Annotated in this window: 14 protein-coding genes; 6 read left to right on the top strand and 8 right to left on the bottom strand. The window is 37.8% G+C overall.

The window, feature by feature from the left end; genetic code table 11:
• Window positions 1-152: 152 nt before the first annotated feature.
• A complete protein-coding gene (locus MT390_RS14290; RefSeq protein ID WP_499441829.1) occupies window positions 153-809 on the bottom strand; it encodes a DsbA family oxidoreductase in 657 nt (218 codons plus the stop codon).
• A gap of 328 nt (window positions 810-1137) precedes the next feature.
• On the opposite strand from MT390_RS14290, the gene MT390_RS14285 reads away from it, so the two are divergent.
• Both MT390_RS14285 and MT390_RS14280 read left to right on the top strand, forming a co-directional pair.
• Window positions 1138-2493: an MATE family efflux transporter gene (locus MT390_RS14285; protein ID WP_499441885.1), complete on the top strand. Its 1356-nt coding sequence runs from the start codon at window positions 1138-1140 to the stop codon at window positions 2491-2493.
• A 241-nt stretch (window positions 2494-2734) separates the two neighbouring features.
• Entirely contained in the window at window positions 2735-3781 is a 1047-nt protein-coding gene (locus MT390_RS14280; protein WP_499441827.1) for a polysaccharide lyase family 7 protein, read from the top strand.
• Between the two features lie 90 nt (window positions 3782-3871).
• Here MT390_RS14280 and MT390_RS14275 read toward each other — a convergent pair whose 3' ends face one another.
• On the bottom strand, window positions 3872-6016 hold the full coding sequence (locus MT390_RS14275) for an MFS transporter (protein ID WP_499441826.1): 2145 nt from the start codon (window positions 6014-6016) through the stop codon (window positions 3872-3874).
• A gap of 672 nt (window positions 6017-6688) precedes the next feature.
• Here MT390_RS14275 and poxB point away from each other — a divergent pair.
• Both poxB and MT390_RS14265 read left to right on the top strand, forming a co-directional pair.
• Window positions 6689-8413 (top strand): ubiquinone-dependent pyruvate dehydrogenase, encoded by a 1725-nt coding sequence (poxB, locus tag MT390_RS14270; RefSeq protein ID WP_499441825.1) that lies wholly within the window; start codon window positions 6689-6691, stop codon window positions 8411-8413.
• Window positions 8414-8902: 489 nt separating this feature from the next.
• Entirely contained in the window at window positions 8903-9913 is a 1011-nt protein-coding gene (locus tag MT390_RS14265) for a LacI family DNA-binding transcriptional regulator (protein ID WP_499441823.1), read from the top strand.
• 199 nt (window positions 9914-10112) lie between these two features.
• Here the strand turns inward: MT390_RS14265 and MT390_RS14260 are convergent, their stop codons facing one another.
• From MT390_RS14260 to MT390_RS14235, 6 genes are all read right to left on the bottom strand, one after another.
• Complete coding sequence (locus tag MT390_RS14260; RefSeq protein ID WP_499441822.1) at window positions 10113-11522, bottom strand: glycoside hydrolase family 1 protein; 1410 nt, start codon at window positions 11520-11522, stop codon at window positions 10113-10115.
• A gap of 65 nt (window positions 11523-11587) precedes the next feature.
• Window positions 11588-12985, bottom strand: coding sequence for a glycoside hydrolase family 1 protein (locus MT390_RS14255; protein WP_499441821.1), 1398 nt, complete (start codon window positions 12983-12985; stop codon window positions 11588-11590).
• Between the two features lie 89 nt (window positions 12986-13074).
• The gene (locus tag MT390_RS14250) at window positions 13075-13380 is read right to left on the bottom strand and encodes a PTS lactose/cellobiose transporter subunit IIA (protein ID WP_499441819.1); all 306 of its coding nucleotides are present in this window, start codon (window positions 13378-13380) and stop codon (window positions 13075-13077) included.
• Window positions 13381-13491: 111 nt separating this feature from the next.
• Window positions 13492-14799, bottom strand: a complete 1308-nt coding sequence (locus MT390_RS14245) for a PTS sugar transporter subunit IIC (protein WP_499441817.1) — start codon at window positions 14797-14799, stop codon at window positions 13492-13494.
• Between the two features lie 12 nt (window positions 14800-14811).
• On the bottom strand, window positions 14812-15111 hold the full coding sequence (locus MT390_RS14240; RefSeq protein ID WP_166372868.1) for a PTS sugar transporter subunit IIB: 300 nt from the start codon (window positions 15109-15111) through the stop codon (window positions 14812-14814).
• Window positions 15112-15471: 360 nt separating this feature from the next.
• On the bottom strand, window positions 15472-16389 hold the full coding sequence (locus tag MT390_RS14235) for a LysR family transcriptional regulator (RefSeq protein WP_166372867.1): 918 nt from the start codon (window positions 16387-16389) through the stop codon (window positions 15472-15474).
• Between the two features lie 136 nt (window positions 16390-16525).
• On the opposite strand from MT390_RS14235, the gene MT390_RS14230 reads away from it, so the two are divergent.
• Together MT390_RS14230 and gabT are read left to right on the top strand one after the other, a co-directional pair.
• Window positions 16526-17983 carry an NAD-dependent succinate-semialdehyde dehydrogenase gene (locus MT390_RS14230; RefSeq protein WP_499441814.1) on the top strand — a complete coding sequence of 486 codons (1458 nt, stop codon included), beginning with the start codon at window positions 16526-16528 and terminating at the stop codon, window positions 17981-17983.
• 90 nt (window positions 17984-18073) lie between these two features.
• Window positions 18074-19381 (top strand): 4-aminobutyrate--2-oxoglutarate transaminase, encoded by a 1308-nt coding sequence (gabT, locus tag MT390_RS14225; RefSeq protein WP_499441813.1) that lies wholly within the window; start codon window positions 18074-18076, stop codon window positions 19379-19381.
• The last annotated feature ends 428 nt before the right edge of the window (window positions 19382-19809 follow it).

Raw genomic sequence — 19809 nt, 5'->3', positions numbered from 1 at the left:
AAACTAACAAGTTAAGCATTTATTATAAAACCTCATATATTCACTAATAAGGCCAATATTCTATCGATAGCTTATTGGCCTTCATTGTAGATTAAAGTCACTGCTCTTTATATTAATACAAACTTACACTGATAAACACAACGAACAGCATGTTAGTTCTGTTGTTGATCTACTAATAACTCGGTTAAAGCTTGTTTGTAGGCTTCAACGGGTTGTGCACCAGATAAAGCACTACGACGATTAAAGACCACAGCAGGCACAGCAGAAATCCCTAACCGTTGCCAATATTCTTCTTGCTCTATAATCTGCTCACGCTGTGTCTCACTCTCTAGATATTGCTTCGCTTGCTCTACATCTAAACCAACTTGAGCAATCTCTTCAAGTAATGTGACACGATTAGAAACATCTTTTTTATCAGTAAAAGCAGCACTAAATAAACGTAACTTGAATTCTGTTTGCTTGCCTTGCTCATGTGCATATTCAAGCAATACGTGTGCATCACGTGTATTTACTATCTTCATTTTATCAAAAAAATTAAATGTAAAACCTGCTTCTGCGCCGCGTTGAGCAATGTTAAGACGTGACTGCTTACTTTCTTCCTCGGAAGAGCCATATTTTTCTGCAACATGCTCCCTTAAGTCTTGTCCTTCTGCAGGCATATTAGGGTTTAACTCAAACGGTTGCCATTGCAGTTCAATTTTATCTGCTATCTCTAACTCATCGATTGCTCTTTGTAAGTTTTTATAACCAATAATACACCAAGGACAAACAACATCTGAGACGACATCAATCTGAATTTTATTACTCATAACAACCTCTATATTTAGCTCATACTCAATTTCAAAATAACAATTTATAATTATACTGAGTATCTGTAGTTACCAATATAGCCAAATAAGAACGGTCGTTCAACACATTGTTATATGCTCCTATTAATTGCTAATAAATAAACAAAATAAAGCACCCACTTATAATACGATTAAGATATAAGGAAATATAAGAAGGTGAAAATATTCTAACTTTAAAAATTGCGTCGACGCCTAAAGATTCATAAACTTAATTGTATTACAATACATTCAAAACCAGCTCTATTAATCATTCTGAAATAAAGGTTTAATTGTGTCTCAGCAGTCTTATATTAAGAAAAATTTATCTCTTGCATGGCCATTAGCATTAAATGGGTTACTAATGCAGTCGATGTTAATGATCGATACATTATTAATCTCCCCATTAGGGGAGCTTCCTCTTGCTGCTATGGGTATTTCAACAGCTATTATTGCGGCTATTCTTGGTATTCAAATGGCATTAGCCAATGGAACTCAATTGGTATTGAGTCGTGCAGTAGGTTCTGGTAATAATGCTTCACTATCAAGAGCATTTGTATCAGGACTGATTATTAACACTTCCATTTCAGTCATGTTTTGGGTGATTTTAACATGTTTTGATCAAACATTAATTCAAGCGATTACGAGTGACATAACCCTGCATAAAGAGATCACCAACTACTTAGATATCGCCAAATATATTGTTATATTCACAGCACTCACGCAAGTGATCATCGCACTCTTTAATGGCTTGGGTAAAACCCAGGTACCTTTTAAGGGTTACCTTATCGAACTGCCTATCAACGCATTGCTTTCGTATTTCTTTATACACGGCTATCAATTCACAAATAACCTTAGTTTAGAAGGCATGGGCGTTCAAGGTGCAGCGATTGGTAGCCTGATGGCGATCACCGTGAGGCTTATTTACCTGGCTCTGTATATGTACTTAAACAAGCAGATAACGATTACTTTACCCGTTAAAGACGTATCAATGATACGAAATATCCGCCTACACTTTATTGAGATATTTCCCGTTGCCGCCAATGTAATGGTGCTGGCAATGGGCATTACAGTGTATCAGTTGCTGTACTCTCAACTTGAAATCAATGCTTATGTAGCGATTACATTAATGATGCCATGGATCCGTGCGGGTACTCAGTTTATTGCCGCATGGTCACATTCAACAGCCATTACAGTAAGCCAAGCAATCGGATCAGGTAAAATGGATGATCTAGCTAAAAACGTTGATAAAAGTATTGATATTGCAGTCCTGATTTCCATCCTCTGTGCCATTTTTTTTGCAGGGATCAGCTTATTCATTGCAAATATTTACCCTGATTTAGATGCAGAAACCTACCAAGCATTATCAGTGATTGCTCCTCTTTACATCTTTTTACCGATAGTTCGCGGTTACAACACAGTACATGGCAATGTGTTACGTGCATTAGGTAAAACAACCGCTGTTTTCAAAATCAATTTTACCGGTCAATGGCTTATCTCCATTCCACTCTGTGCCCTTATTATTTTTGTATTCGACGCTTCTATATTTTGGGCATTTGCAATACAGCCTTTTGAAGAGATAGTTAAAGCGATACCTTTTAGGCAACTCGCAAGAAAATCTTTAAAAGAATTTGATTTAGAAAAAGCAAAAAATTTAAGCCATGATTAAAAATGAACACCATAAAAATAGCTTTTAAAGGAAATAAAAAAATATTAATAGTTGAATTCAAGAAGCTGAAATAATCAAAAATCGATACGAATATTTGATCTCGGCATAAGTTCTGTTTTTTAGTATGTGATCAATAATACACATTTTATCATCTGTACTTCTTTTCAGATAATGTCTCCCTATGATGCATAGTTAATTAATATAGTATTACAATATAACAATCGTAAAAAGGGATTAGAAAATGAAAAAAACACTTATTCTTGCTGGTTCAATGTTGCTTGCTTTACCTACATTAACACTCGCAGATGTTGCTAATAATGGCGTTGCAAACGCAGTACCTGCTGACAAATTTGACATGCGCAATTGGAAAATCACTATTCCTTCAGATATCAACCAAGATGGTCGAGTAGATGAAATTGAAGGTGTTGCAATGTTAAGTTATGCGCATCAAGACTTTTTCTTTTTAGACAAAGATAACAACATGGTTTTTGAAGTACAAAACCAAGCGATCACCACTAAAAATTCAAAAAATGCTCGTTCTGAATTACGTCAGATGCCTCGTGGTGCTGACTTTTCCATAGACACCTCAGACAAACTTAACCAATGGGCACTAAGCAGTCATCCACAAGCTAAAGAATATAGTGCTGTTGGCGGTACTTTAGAAGCAACAGTTAAAGTTAACCATGTCGCAGAAAATGCAAAACATCCAGAGCGTCCACCAGCCCATTCAGTTGTTGTTGGCCAAATTCATGCCAAGAAACACGACCAGTTAATCAAAGCAAAAACAGGTTTTGGTCACGGTAATGAACCACTGAAAATTTTCTTCAAAAAATTCCCAGGGCACCAATACGGTTCTGTTTTTTGGAACTATGAACGAAACCTAGAAAAGAAAGATCCTAATCGTATGGATATTTCATTACCTGTTTGGGGCAATACTTGGGAAAACCAAGCAGAGCCGGGTAAAGCAGGCATCGCTTTAGGTGAAGAGTTTAGCTATAAAGTAAATATTGAAGGCACAATAATGCACTTAACCTTTGAGACGGCTCGTCACAAACCTGTAAGCTACGATATTGACTTAAGCAAAGCATACGATGACAAAGATCATGCCCAGGGTTATGCAGAAGATGATTTCTACTTCAAAGCAGGCGCTTATGGACAATGTAGTGTGAGTGATCAACATGCAGTTTGGGGAACAGGCTGTGAAGGTACTGGTGACTTTGCTAAAGATAAGAAAGACGGTAATTACAGTAGTGTGACATTCTCAGCACTTAAACTTAACGGTCAATAAAAAGCGAATAATATAAATTATTAAAAAGAGTCTTTTACTTTGCAATAGACTCTTTTTTTATCTTTTGAAAATTCGCTCTATCCTTCTACTCTATGGCTCCTGATTCGGTTTATCCGTTTGCGTAATAACGGCTTCTAGTAGCTGCTCTTGTAACGTATCTTCTTCTGGTTTGTCGTCAACAGACGCACTTAAATCACTACTATCAACCGCCTCAGAATCTTGTAATAACTCTACCATTTCAGAAGCAACTTCAGGTACAGAGTCAATAAAGGTACTCGCAACATCAACTGCATATTCAGGAATATTCTCAACTACTTGAGTCAAATAATCATTGACAGCTTCCTCAATATCTTCCGCTTGTTGTGCTTCGCTTTGTTGCTCATTATCTGTGTCCATTAAGTTATTAACATAAGCTTCTGCGACAGCATTAGACGATTCAGGTAACGCCTCAGAAACGGTCAGCGCTAATTCCGCAGAATATTCAGGTGAAACATCACTTAAGCGACTATACAATTCAGTAGCCGTTTCCTGTGAAGCTGCTGCACTTCTATCGACTGGACGCATTTCATCTAATGAATCAGAAAACTCAGTCATATATTGCTCAGTCATTTCTAACAAGTCTGACGAATCTTCACCGGACATATTTTCAGCCGCTAATTCCATCACTCGAATACCATTATCTGGCATCGAATTAGCGATAGCGACAATAATATTAGTGAATTGATCTGGATGATTTGCACTTATCCAGTCAACCAATTCTTCCGCTTGTTCTGGCGATGCAGTGGTTAATGCTTCGGCAATATGAATAGCCATTTCAGGCGCAGCGGTACTGATCGCAGCATATAACTTACCAATATTGATTTCTTCAATAGTACTTAAGGCCGCTGCTAAATTGGACGCATTATGTGGGTCTCTTAAAGCCAGCGCTTTAGCCATATTAACGGCAGCGCCGGGATTTTTAGTCGCTAAACTAACGGCGACTTCGGCTTCAGCACTTGGCTTATAGGCTGGTTCAGCATAATCGATGCGTGGATCCAGTGCTGATACCGCACCTGCTGGCGTCTGCATAACAAAATGATCTTGGTCTTCTTGCGGTAAAGCAGAACGTTGTTGCATGCGGACTAATATAAAAACTAATAACGTAACCGCAACCGCAATAATAAAAGTAAATAATGCATTACTACCAAATGCGCCCATTGCGGCCGACGCTAAATAAGGCCCCAGAATACTGCCAAATGCATAAATCACTAATAACGAAGACATTGCCGCTAAAATTTGCTCTTTTAATACTTTATCAAAGGTTTCAGACATACTCATAGGATACAAACAAGCAGCAACACCAGTGATCAACGCAATTGAAAATAAGCTTAAATTGAACATATTTAATGAGAGCAATAAAGGGATACATAGCGCTGCTAAAATAATAGTTGTGACCATACCGAGCATAATTTTACGTCGGTCAAAATGATCAGAAAGGTAAGCAATAGGGAACTGTAATAGAATGGCTCCTAGTATTGCTGCTCCCATAAAAATGGATAGATTAAGATCTTTAATTCCATTATCGCTGGCAAAGATAGGCAACATATTTAATAAACCAGCGTACAGAACACCACAATAAAAACAACTCACGACCCCTAGTGGTGAAAGTTTTGCAATAGTAAGCAAAGACATCGATTCACTATCTTCAATCTTAGGCCCCTGCTGTTTACTAATCACAATTGGCGTTATCGCTAAGCTAAATAAAACCCCTGACACAACAAATAACGTCATTTGATCGATAGGTGCAATGCTTAATAAAAACTGCCCAGAGAATAGCGCACTCATTACCACCATCTGATTAATAGAGAGTATTCTGCCGCGATTTTTTTCAGTTGCACTAAAACTTAGCCAGCTATCCAACGTCGCATTGGTACAAGCGATACAGAATCCCGTTAAGATCCTCATCGCACCTAGAACAATTGGATCAGGAAACAAACCAGACACTAAAATAGCAACCGAGGTTAAACTACCGCACATCGCAAATATTCTAATATGGCCAACACGTTGTAATAACTTACGACTATAAACCGCACCCAGTAAAAATCCCACCGACAGCATTGATAAAACAAGACCAATATTACTCAGGCTAACGCCATCACTTTGCATTCGAACAGGTAACAAAATATTGCTTAACCCATAACCTGTCATTAATAAAAAACAGCTTATTAGCAATAGAAAAAAAGGTTTAATTGTCATTATCACAGAGGAATTCTCTTATTTAGCAGCGCATTGAGTGCTCCTAAATAGTCACTCACATACAGTGCATTTCAGGAGAAAGGGTATCGATGACCAATTGCTTAAACAATCGGCAAGAATGTTAAATATAAAGCAAAAAGCATTAACAAAAAAGCCCAATGTAACGCTTCAAGTATTATATTAAATCTTTCAATAATAGATCGGCTTAGTTTTGCAAAACGCTCAAACCTTTTAACCTCAAATTCATCATATAAAAATTAAAATACACACAGGGCCAATCAAAAATAGCTAATAGTTTCAATGATATATTTACTTAAAAAATTTTATTTCCCAAAATATAGGCTCTCTACTCGAGCTATGCTCGAACGCTGGCTTGGGAACATGAATCAATTTGAAATAGAAGTCGCACAAAATTACTTATTACCTTTGCAAAGGTCTAATGCAGAAGTGCTCTATTTTCAGCAGATTACTTTATTCATATTTCTTTTTTATATTCCTTTTACTTATATAAATTTATTTTTTATAACAAAATATTACAAGAAACTTTCCCTTCATCATTGTGAACTAAGACTCTCAAGAGGATGATTATTGAATGATCATTTTTTATACACACAAAAATATCATTAACGTAACTTCAACATCATCAAATTTAATACTAAGGAGTATCTAAATATGAGTCAAAGTATCGCAAGTTTTATTACTCAAACCCTTGAACAAGCTGGTGTAAAGCGAATTTGGGGTGTAACTGGCGATTCACTCAACGGAATAAGTGATAGTTTACGAAAAATGGGCTCTATCGAATGGTTAGGAACACGCCATGAAGAAGCCGCTGCTTTTGCCGCAGGTGCAGAAGCACACGTATCAGGAGAGTTGGCCGTCTGCGCAGGTTCTTGCGGTCCCGGCAACCTACATTTAATCAATGGTTTGTTTGACTGCCATCGAAATAAAGTCCCTGTATTGGCTATAGCTGCCCATATCCCCTCTTCTGAAATAGGCAGTAACTACTTTCAAGAAACACATCCCCAGGAATTATTTAAAGAATGCAGTGTTTTTTGTGAGTTAGTCTCTAATCCAGAACAAATGCCGTATTTACTCGAAACAGCTATGCGCCAAGCCATCTTGCATAATGATGTAAGCGTGCTTGTTCTACCCGGAGATATTGCGCTCAAAGCAATGCCAGAATTAACTAAAGCAAAATGGAACGTACCCAAACTAGCAACTTACACCCCTGATACAGATGATATAAAAACATTAGCAACACACCTTAATAAAAGTAAAAAGTTAACTTTATTGTGTGGTGCAGGGTGTAAAGGCTCGCATGACGAAATTATTGCTTTAGCAGAGAAACTACAAGCCCCAATAGTACATGCTATGCGCGGTAAAGAGTTTCTTGAATATGATAACCCCTATGATGTTGGAATGACTGGATTTATCGGTTTTGCATCGGGTTATCACGCAATGCAAGAAGCAGATACGTTATTAATGATCGGTACCAGCTTTCCTTATCGAGCTTTCTATCCAGAAAATGCCACTATTCTACAAATAGATAACCAACCCGCATCACTGGGACGACATGCTCAAATTGATTTTGGCGTACTAGGAGATACTAAAAATACTGTGACCTCATTACTTGAGCATATTAAAGATGGCCGCAATAGCACCCATTTAAAAAAATGTGTTAAAAATTATAAAGAGTCCCGAAAGGACCTCGATTTATTGGCTAATGGCAAAACCTCACATAACTTGATTCACCCTCAATACCTTACGCGACTACTCGATGAACAAGCTGCTGACAATACTATCTTCACCTGTGATGTGGGAACACCAACCGTTTGGGCTGCTCGTTATTTATCGATGAATGGTCAACGCCGTTTAATTGGATCATTTAATCATGGTTCAATGGCAAATGCCTTATCACAAGCAATGGGAGCACAATCCTTAGACCGTAACCGTCAAGTAATTGCAATGTGTGGCGATGGTGGTTTCTCGATGTTAATGGGTGATCTGTTATCGCTAAAACAACTCAACCTACCAATTAAAATCGTTGTTTATAATAATCGCTCATTAGGTTTTGTTGCGATGGAGATGAAAGCTAGCGGTTACTTGTCAGATGATACCGATTTAGATAATCCAAGTTTTGCAAAAATAGCACAAGCCTGTGGCCTAAAAGGGATCCATGTTAGTAATCCAGAAAAGCTACCCCAAGCAATGGCTGAAATGATGGAACACTCTGGGCCTGTAGTGCTTGAAGTTGATACTGCAAAACAAGAACTTGCCATGCCACCACAAATTAAATTTGAACAGGCAAAAGGTTTTAGCGTTTATATGATGAAAGCGTTAATTAATGGTAAAGGTAATGAAATAGTCGAACTCAGCAAAACCAATTGGTCACGTTAAATTCCTGATCAGAAAAGATAAAGCCCCTATATGCAGTGTGGAGTGATCCCATTAAGTTGGGGCTTTTATTTTAAATACAGACAGAAAACTAAAAAGTGGAATATTGTATGCGCTAGAAAAATAAGCATGACTATCATCCTCAATCTAAATTTAGAATAAGTAAATCGATACAACCTGATTATTCAACGTATTTCCGAACTGAATCACGTCCTAATAAGCTGTCATAGCGTCAATAATTAATATCTTGAACCACACAAAACTAGTAATACTAAACCGAACACTAAACGATGTAAAAACTATAACATTTGAATATTTAACAGTATTGCACTCGATTATCACGAGATAAGGTAATGTGAAATGATGCTTGAGTCTACTTTTCTAATAATTATCAAAAAAAAGTAACCGGTTACATTGGTGATAATTATGCGTTATGATTACTCATTAGGATATAATATCTGTCGTTTATACGAGTCTATTTTAGGAATATTAATGAGCACGATCCTTGACGTATGCAAGCTAGCTGGAGTCTCTAAAGCAACCGTATCCCGTGTAATTAATGGGATAGGTCAGGTGAAGCAGTCAACTCGTGAGAATGTTTTTTCGGCCATGAAAGAGCTTGGGTATAGACCGAATAGGTTGGCCCAAGCATTAGCGACCAACAAAACACATACGATTGGTTTAGTAGTTTCAGATTTTGATGGCATCCATTTTGGTTTGCTACTTAAACAAGCAGCTGCCAGTGCAGAATTTGCAAAAAAACAATTAATCGTTACCGATGGGCATAACGATCCAGATTACGAATATGAAGTGATTTTACAACTGGAAGCGCAGTGTGATGCGGTTGTTCTTTATAGTCGTACTTTGACTGACGAACACATACAACGCTTGCATGAGCAACTAACTATTCCCATTGTTGTATTAAATCGTAATATGCCAGAGCAATGCTTTCATTCAGTTTCTTTTGAACAAGAAGCCGCGGTAACCATTCTAATGGATCACTTGTTCGAAAAGGGACACCAAGAAATTGCCTGTATTACTGGTCATATGGATAATCCAACCGGGAAAGCTCGTCTTAACGGATATAAAAATAGCCTACAGGCAGCTAGTATCGATTTTAAAAATGACCTTGTTAAGCACGGAGTTTACGATATGAAAAGCGGCTATCAAGCCTGTAAAGAGTTATTAAATGAAGGCATTACTTTCACAGCTATTGTTGCTTTTAATGACTGTATGGCATTAGGCGCTTTAAAAGCATTAACCGAAGCGGGTATCAACGTCCCCGAACAAGTCTCTATTACCGGCATAGATAACGACCCTGTTTCTGAGTTTTTCACACCAAGATTAACCACCGTTGGGCTACCAATTACAGCCATGACCAAGCAAGCTATAGAATTAGCAATAACCCTGTGTGACGAAACAAAACCGACACACTCTTATCAATATAAAGGTCAACTTATTGAACGTGAATCTGTATCGTCAGTTTATACAGCGAAGAACTAAGCAAACGCAAGATCATCATTACCGCAATATCAAAAAGTCCCTTCATTAATATTAATAATGTAAAAACACTTCTTCGACACAATAATGAACAAAAAATAATGCCATATCAGTCATGTTAAAGCTGATATGGCATTATTTAAACTCTACTATAGTTAGCTTTATTAAAATATGCTTTAAAGCTAAGCTCTAGCTCAGAGTGTTAAAGGTCTTCTCCGCGATTTTTAATCACACTATTATACCAATGGAAGGAGGCTTTCTTTTCTCGTTTTAAACCGTTTTTATGGTCTACATAAATGAAACCATATTGCTTTTTATAGCCATTCAACCAACTCAACAAATCAATGGCAGACCAAGCATAATAACCCTTAATGTGAGCCCCACGACTGATCGCTTCTTTTACTGCACTTAAATGCTCTTTGATATAATTAATTCGTGGTATATCACATACCACATCTTCTATGATTGGATCTTCATCACCGAGACCATTTTCAGTAATGTATAATTTAATTTGCCCATAGTTTTCTTTGATCATATCTAGGCCATCAATAAATCCTTGCGATGAAATCTCCCAGTCCCACTTAGTATATTTTTTATCAGCCATCTTCACCGTACGATAAACCCCATCGTAACTTGGATTTCCAGGTGCACCGGTAGAGTTTTCACGTGTAATAACATGCCCTTCGAACTGACCTTGAATCTTTTCAATACGCATCGGTTGGTAATAATTTAATCCCATAAAGTCGTTTAAAGGCGCTGCTTTTTTAATAATGGCTAACTCTTCTGTAGTCCAGTCAGGTAAGTGACCTTCTGCGGTTAACTGTTTAACAACATACTCAGGATAATGCCCTAATAGGATAGGATCATAGAACCAGTTTAGGTTAAATTGGTTAGCATGCTCCGTAGCAAACAGATTTTCTTCTGAGTCATCTACGCTAAAAGCAGGGCTAAATACATGACTTAATCCAATTTCACCAAACTGATTCAGCTTTTTATATGCAATAACCGTTTGAGCATGGGTATAAAAAACATTATGTATTGCTTGGAAGTATTTTTTAGGATCATTTTGAATACCCGGTGGGTGTGCACCCGATAAGTAACCTAAGTTACAAAATACAAACGTTTCGTTAAAAGTAATAAAGTTTTTAACGCGATCGCCAAATGCTTCAAAACAAAGTTTTGCAAACTCCAAATAAGCTTCACCAGTCTCTCTGTTTAACCATGCCCCTTTTTTCTCTAACGGTAATGGCAAATCCCAATGATAAAGCGTTACAAAAGGTACGATCCCATATTTTAAACATTCATCAATAATGTTGTTATAAAAGTCGATACCCTTTTGATTTACCTCACCAGTGCCTTGTGGAAATATACGCGCCCATGAAATAGAAAATCGATAAGATTCCAACCCCATTTCAGCCATTAACGCTATATCTTCTTGGTAGCGATTATAATGATCAATCGCCACATCCCCATTAGTACCTTCAAAGGTTTTTCCGGGTATTTTAGTAAATTCATCCCAGTTTGTTGGGCCCTTACCATCTTGATCCCAAGCGCCTTCTATTTGATAAGAAGCGGTCGCGGCACCAAATAAAAAATCATGAGCAAACTTCATTGTAGATTCCTATTAATTATAATTTTGTGATAAGTCACAGACTCAACATAATCGAGCCTGCCTTTCTATAAACTGTTATTGGAAATAAGGGTTTGATACCAATAGAAGCTTTTTTTCTTAGTGCGTTTTAATACTTTAAGATCAAACTCATCGCGATCTACATGAATAAAGCCATAGCGTTTCGAGCACCCTTGATGAGTACTAATCAGGTCGATTGCTGACCAAGGGCTATAACCAAACACCTCAACACCATCAGTAATAGCAAGTTGAACTTGCTCGATATGTTGTTTCAGGTATTGAATTCGATAATCATCATTAATTTCACCGTTTTCATCTACTTGGTCAAAAGCACCAAGTCCATTTTCAGTGATAATTAACGGCAACGCATAACGCTCATAAATTTCACGCATGGTGGTGCGGAAACCGACGGGATCAATCTCCCATCCGAATTCGTTTTTGACTAAATGAGGGTTTTCAACCCCTTTATAAGCACCAACCTCTCCAATAGTTATTTGTTGATCGCCGGTAGAGTTGATATCACTTGCATCACCAGAGCTTTCAGCCACGGTTTGTGAGTTGTAATAATTAAAAGCAATAAAATCAGGTTTAGCTGAAGCTAATATTTCCATATCACCTTCGCTGATAGTTGGTGCAGCACTTCGTTCTTCAAGGAAACGCCAAGCCGTAGCGTTATAACGACCATAAACCGCCATATCAAGATATAACCAGTTCCGCACAGCGGAAAAAGTATTCGCAGCTAATACATCTTCGGGTTTACATGATGCAGGATAAATGGCCGAGATATTGGGTGCAGGACCAATTTTTGCGTTAGGTAACAGTTGATGACAGAGTGACATCGCCTTTGCTTGTGCCACCAGCATATGGTGATTTTGTTGGTATAAATCTTTCATTGGGTTAGTTGCATCAACATGCTTAGTGCCTAATGCATCGCCATGTAGGATCATCATGTTTTGTTCGTTAATAGTTAACCAATATTTAACGCGGTCACCAAAAGCTTCAAACAAGGTTTTGCTATAAAATGCAAAAGCATCCACCGACGCTCTATTTGACCACCCCCCTTTTTCTTGTAATGCATAAGGCAAGTCAAAATGGTACATAGTCGCGATCGGTTCAATACCTTTAGCGATTAATTCATCGATCAAGTTATTATAGAATTCAAGACCTTTTGCGTTAACCTGACCTTCCCCTGTTGGAAAAATTCTAGTCCAAGCGATAGAGAAGCGATAAGCTTTTAAACCTAGCGCTGCAAATAATGCAACATCTTCTTTATAACGATGATAGTGATCACTTGCGACTTTAAAATCAGTTGTGCCTTCAACGACATTACTCATATCAATAACAGAGGGACCTTTTCCATCTTCATCCCAGGCACCTTCAACCTGATACGCAGAAGTCGATCCTCCCCAGAAAAAATCACTTGGGAAATTTTTAAGGTTTGTCATACAAACTCCTCATCATTTCTACAACTTAAAATATGAATGGCTTAGCTAGCTATTCGCTTATTATTAGATTCTTACTCGCTTGTTAATCACTATTTAAGCTTTCTATGGATATCAATTAATTCTTCGATTAATTCACGTGCCAACATGGCCGTCATAATATGGTCTTGTGCATGCACCATGATTAAATTTACCGGCACTTTACCCTCACCTTCATCCAACCCGATAAGCTCAGTTTGCACTTTATGCGCACGCTTTGATGCTTCCGTCGATTGAGCAAGAAAGTTGTCAACAACATTCCATTCACCTTTTTTAGCTGATATCAAAGCTTGCATCGCTAAACTTTTTGATTCGCCTGCATTGATGATTAACTCCATCACAGTCATTTCTAAATCCATGTTAAAACTCCACTTTCTACTAAGAAGCTACCTTTAGTAGCTTCTAGTAGCTTCTTGTGTTTCAGGGTAATGATTAATTGTTAGTTAAAAATTATTGGCTAACTATCAGTGTTAACCTGCTATAGCTTTTTCTTTAGCTTCAACTTCAGCAGTCTCTTCAGAGATAAGTTGCTTCTCGTAAATTTTGAAGAATGGGTAATAAAGCACCATGTTGATAGCGATTAAAACAAACACTAATATTGCATTATTAACTTGCCATCCAGCCCCCCATGCGGCCCCGATAGGAGCAGGTGCTGTCCAAGGAACTAATGAGATAGTTTTACCAACAATATTCCAACTTGATGCATAGTAAGCAATGATCGCATTGACCATTGGCACGCCAACAAATGGGATAAACATGATCGGATTCATCACAAATGGTGTACCAAAAATAACTGGCTCATTAATGTTGAAGAATGAAGGAACAAAACTTAGTTTACCGATTGCTTTAAGGTGAGCAGATTTACTTCTGAGGTATAATAATACTAAGCCAAAAGTTGCCCCTGAGCCACCAATAATAATGAAGAAAGACCAGAAAGATTCGATAAAGATATGTGGTAATTCAAGCCCTGCAGCTAAGGCTTCTTGATTGACCCCTAAGTTAGAAAGATAGAATGGTGCCATAATACCACCAACTATCGCAGCACCATGTATACCGGCAAACCAAAGTACGTGTGCCACTAACACTGCCAATAAGATAGCAGGAAGCGTATCTGAAGCAGACACCAATGGCTGGAATAAAGCCATGATTGCCCCCGGAATGATCATATCAAACTGATTTTGTACTAATAAGTTTAATGGGTAGAGGGTTAAAATTATGATTAGTGCAGGAATCAGTAAATTAAACGACTCTCGAATTTTATCAGGCACTTGTTCTGGCATTCTAAAACCAATATTTTTACGGTTTAGAAAATACACCAACTCAGTCACTACTATTGAGATAAGAATCGCACTAAATATGCCTGTTCCACCTAAAAATGATGCAGGTAATTTTCCATCCGCCATGGGAGCAGAAATTAATAAGAAAGTCATCAAGGACAGCATCCCTACAGACAAGCCATCTAATTTATAATGTGTCGCTAGATTGTAAGCAATACAAGTACAGATATAGCATGACATGATACCCATGGTCATTTGGAAAGGTGTCATTATCTCATTGAAGTATTGCTGTGATAAACCTAACCACCATTGGCCAAACCCCAATGTTGTTTCCGGGGAAAAAGGTGGAAATGCAAACACCAATAAAAATGACCCTACGATCATAAATGGCATCGCCCCTATAAATCCATCACGGATTGCACAAATATGTCTTTGTGATGCCACTTTCCCAGCGATTGGTGTGAGTGTATTTTCTAAAAACTCAAAAAATTTGTTAAACATCTGATAGCCCTCTTATTTAATCATTGCGAGGGCGTCTGTTAATATTTTTTCGCCCTTCATCATGCCATAATCCATTTGATTTATTACCGCGATAGGCTTTCCATCGACTCTCGCTTTAAAAGCTTCTAGTTTATATTTAATTTGAGGGCCTAATAAAAAACAGTCATATTCCGAAACATTTGCATCAAACTCTTCAGAACCTACTGCATTAATTTCAACGTCAATATTTTTGCTATCAGCAGCGACACGCATTTTTTTAACAACCATGCTAGTAGACATACCAGCAGAACAGCAAAGTAGAATTTTAGTCATAATATTTACCTTATATTTGAATGTTTATATTAAGAATTAGTTATCATATTTATGCTCACAACCAAATGTAACCGGTTACAGAAACCGATTACAGTAACCGGTTACATTTTTGTGACTAGGTTCGTTTTATTTTAAGTAATTATGTATTTTTTAGTGATTTGTAGATTTTTAGAAGATCTATCACAGAATAGTGGACGAGATATGTGCTTGTTTCCCTCTACAAGCAATTTCGATTTGTAGTTATCGGTCTTTTGACTTTTTTTAGTGCCATTGTAGATACTAGTTTATGAGGGATTAACCAGTTATTCTCCCAAAAGATAGACCGATATAAATAATACTCCTCCTTCGATTTAAAAATGATTAAAAAATGCGATTAAATATTTCTGTTAATAATTTAACTTTATTAGCTTCTCTTGGTGACTTTTTCGCAACCAATGATAGGTCAAATTGATAAGTAAGCTCACTAGGCTGAATAATTCTTATTTCTCCTTGATTTAACTCACTTTGAATATAGCTTTGGGGCATAAAGCCAATATAACAACCGGATAAAATCATCGCTTTCCTAGTATCAAATTGATAAGACTTAGCGGCAAGGTTTAGTTTTTTCAACTGCTCGATACCAGAGGGATGTACGTCCATTCCAGGATGAATAGCGGGTACTGTAGCTAACTCTTCAGCACTAATTAAAGTATCAACTTTAGTAAAAAATGGATGTTTTTTACTACAACAAAGATAAACAGCTTCACTAGTAAGGTATTGGTAATGAAGACCTTCGATTTGTTGATAATTAGGATATAAACCGATGTGTGCTTTATCTTTTAGTAATGATTTTTCAATATTAGCGATCGGTTCACTGTCTAAAACAAGATGTAAATTAGGAGAGTTTTTATGAATAAGTTGCACCACTTCAGCCAGTTTATCCTGCCTAGATTGGTTTAACTGATCTGCACATAAAATCACTAGCTCACCGCTTAATTCACGGCTCAAGGTACCCACTAACAAAGAGAAATCATTTAACGATTCAAATAAATTTATAACAGCCCGGTACACAACCAAACCATCCTCTGTCAGTGAAAACCCACCTCGACCACGTAAACAAAGCTTGAGTTTCATTCGTTCTTCTAAAGAAGACATATGCACACTAATAGTTGATCGAGTGATACCGAGTGCGGACTCAGCTGCTGCAAATCCCCCATTTTCAACCACAGCAACAAAAATCCGTAATAAGCGTAAATCATACTCTGCGATGGTTTTAGGAATTATAGAAGTCTTATTCAAAGTTTTACCAGCCCCAAACTTATTGTTTAATGTTTTGTATTTAACATCAAATAAAATTGTTATTCAATAGCCTCAATAAAGATGTGCTCAAACTTATAAAACGCTTTCAAAATGTGTCATCAAATTGGAGATAATCATGCAGCAGATAAAAGACAATCAATTACTCAAAACCTTTTCATATATCGATGGTAGTTGGCATAGCAGTGAATCATTTTTTAATGTTTCGAACCCAGCCACTGGTGAAGTATTAACTCAAGTTTGTAATGCAGGTATCGCTGAAACAGAGTTGGCCGTTAAAGCGGCAAAGAATGCACTAAAAAAATGGTCTGCAAAGTCAGCTAATGAACGCGGTACTTTGATGCGTAATTGGTTCAATTTAATGATTCAACATCAAGATGATTTAGCACGAATTTTAACTTTAGAACAAGGCAAACCATTTGCAGAAGCAAAGGGCGAAATTGGTTACGGCGCGGCATTTGTTGAATGGTTTGCAGAAGAAGGTAAGCGCGTTTATGGCGACACTATCCCTGCTCCTTCAGGCGATAAACGCATTGTTGTCGTAAAACAGCCCGTTGGCGTTGTTGCTTCTATTACACCTTGGAACTTCCCTAATGCAATGATCGCAAGAAAAGCAGCGGCAGCATTGGCGGCAGGTTGTACGTTTGTGGTTCGCCCTGCAACATTAACACCGCTGTCAGCATTAGCGATGGCAGAGCTTGCTGAAAGAGCAGGTATTCCCGCTGGCGTATTCAATGTAGTTGTTGGGGAGGACGCTGCAGGTATGGGTAAAGTCTTAACTCAACACCCAGATATTGCAAAATTTACTTTTACCGGTTCCACAGCAATTGGAAAACTATTAATTGAACAGTGTGCTTCAACCGTTAAAAAAGTTTCTATGGAATTAGGTGGTAACGCCCCTTTCATCGTATTTGACGATGCTGATATCGATGCCGCCGTAGAAGGTGCAATGGCATCTAAATATCGCAATGCGGGTCAAACTTGTGTTTGTACAAATCGTGTTTTTGTACAAAACGGTGTGCTTGAAGAGTTTACTGAAAAGTTCAAAACAGCAGTGGCTAGCCTAACAATTGGCGATGGCATGACTGATGGTGTTCAAATTGGTCCAATGATTTCATCAAATGCTGTTGATGGTGTTGATAAATTAGTAACTGACTCTGTCGCATTAGGTGCAAAAGTATTATTAGGTGGCCAGCGTGACAGTGCTGGCAATACTTTCTATCAGCCGACGGTATTAACTAATGTAAGTAATGATATGCCCATTGCACGAGATGAAATATTTGGCCCTGTTTCTCCAATTATTGCCTTTGACGATGAAGATCAAGTACTTGAAATGGCAAATGATTGTGAAGTGGGTTTAGCAGCTTACTTTTATTCTCGCGATATAGGTCGAGTTTGGCGCGTAGCCGAAGGCTTAGAGTATGGCATGGTTGGTATTAACGAAGCGATGATATCAAATGCAGCTGCACCTTTTGGTGGTATCAAACAATCAGGCAGTGGTCGTGAAGGTTCTAAATACGGATTAGATGACTACTTAGAAATAAAATATTTATGCATGGGTGGTTTAAATAAATAAAGTATTTATTAACTCTCATTTATATACACCAAACCACTTCAAGTGGCTTGGTTATAACCATTAAGCTGATAGCAAATATTAGGAATTATTATGACAAATCAAAGTTTACAAAGCAGAAAAGCACAAGTCTTCGCTCGTGGCCAAGGCAATATTTATCCTGTCTATGTTGAGCATGCAAAAAATGCAGAGATCTGGGATGTTGAAGGTAAACGTTATATTGATTTTGGTACTGGGATCGCCGTTTGTAATACTGGTCATAGCCATCCTAAAGTTGTTGCTGCAGCCAAAGCACAAATAGATAAATTTAGCCATACTTGTGTCATGGTCAACCCTTATGAAGTAGCTGTAACATTAGCTGAAAAATTAACAGCAGCTGCGCCAGGTAACTCACCTAAAAAAGCTATTTTTGTCACCACAGGTGCAGAAGCAGTTGAAAACTGTGTAAAAATCGCACGTGCCCATACCGGACGCCGAGGTGTTATTGCTTTTAATGGCGGTTTCCACGGTCGTACTAATTTAACCATGGCTTTAACGGGTAAAGTAACGCCTTATAAAAATTTATTTGGCCCTTTCCCTGCTGATATCTTTCATGCCCCGTTCCCAATGGAGCGCCATGATGTATCTGTAAAAGATTCATTAAAAGCATTACAAAACTTATTTAAAGTTGATATCTGCCCAACAGATGTGGCTGCTATTATTATTGAGCCAGTACAAGGCGAAGGTGGATTTTACGCTGCCCCAACTGAGTTTTTACAAGCACTACGTGAAATCTGCGACCAACATGGCATCGTATTAATTGCCGATGAAATTCAATCAGGTTTTGGCCGTACCGGAAAAATGTTTGCTTTTGAACACTCTGGTGTGGAAGCTGATTTAATGACTATGGCAAAAGGTATTGCAGGTGGCTTTCCTATTTCAGCGGTTGTTGGTAAAAGTGAAATAATGGATGCGCCTTTACCAGGTGGTTTAGGTGGTACTTATGGTGGTTCTCCTGTCGCTTGTGCAGCAGCATTAGCAGTGTTAGAAGTGATTGAAGAAGAAAATCTAGTACAACGCTCTGTAGAGATTGGTGAATTATTTAATAAACGCCTCAGCCAATTACAGCAACAGTATCCTGACACTATCTTAGAAGTGAGAAATCAAGGAGCAATGATTGCGATTGAATTTGTTAAAAATGGCGATCCTGAGCAAGCAAATACACAGCTAACACAAGATATTATTGCTAATGCCGCTCAACACGGTTTAGTACTTCTTGCCTGTGGTTTTTACGGCAACGTTATCCGTTTCTTACCTGCATTAACTATTTCAGACGACATCGCCAATGAAGGTTTAGATAACTTTACAGCGCTGTTTGAAAGCCTAGTAGTAGGGTCAGTGGAAAACTTAAAAGTCAGTTAATAAACTAACTTGTGTGAATAACATCGCTTTAAAAGCCCTATTAATGAGTTAATAGGGCTTTTAAATAACTACTATTATATACCTTACTCTGCCTCTCTTCACCTTAAGCTTTATACTATGTTCTCAGTAATCAATTTCAGAATACTGCATGATTTGATTGCTCAAACTTACCTGAAAGCTTGAATAAACATCCTCAGATAATGCAGGTAATGAAATTTGACTTCGTTTATTAAAAAATAAGCCTTCAACTAATCGAGATGAATGCTCTATCGCCCTTTCTCATAAAGGCTTCAGCTTATTTATAGCTCATAAGTTTGCATCCATGATGATGGAACGAAATCGTGCCATCATTTGTGTCATCCCTCTACCATGAACTACCACGATAGTTCCAGAACCAATAAAAACAAGAAAGCCCCGATATACGGGGC

This window comes from Vibrio sp. 2-Bac 85 (assembly GCF_037546705.1).
Taxonomy (GTDB): domain Bacteria; phylum Pseudomonadota; class Gammaproteobacteria; order Enterobacterales; family Psychromonadaceae; genus Psychromonas.
This window is presented reverse-complemented; position numbering and strand designations above follow the sequence as displayed.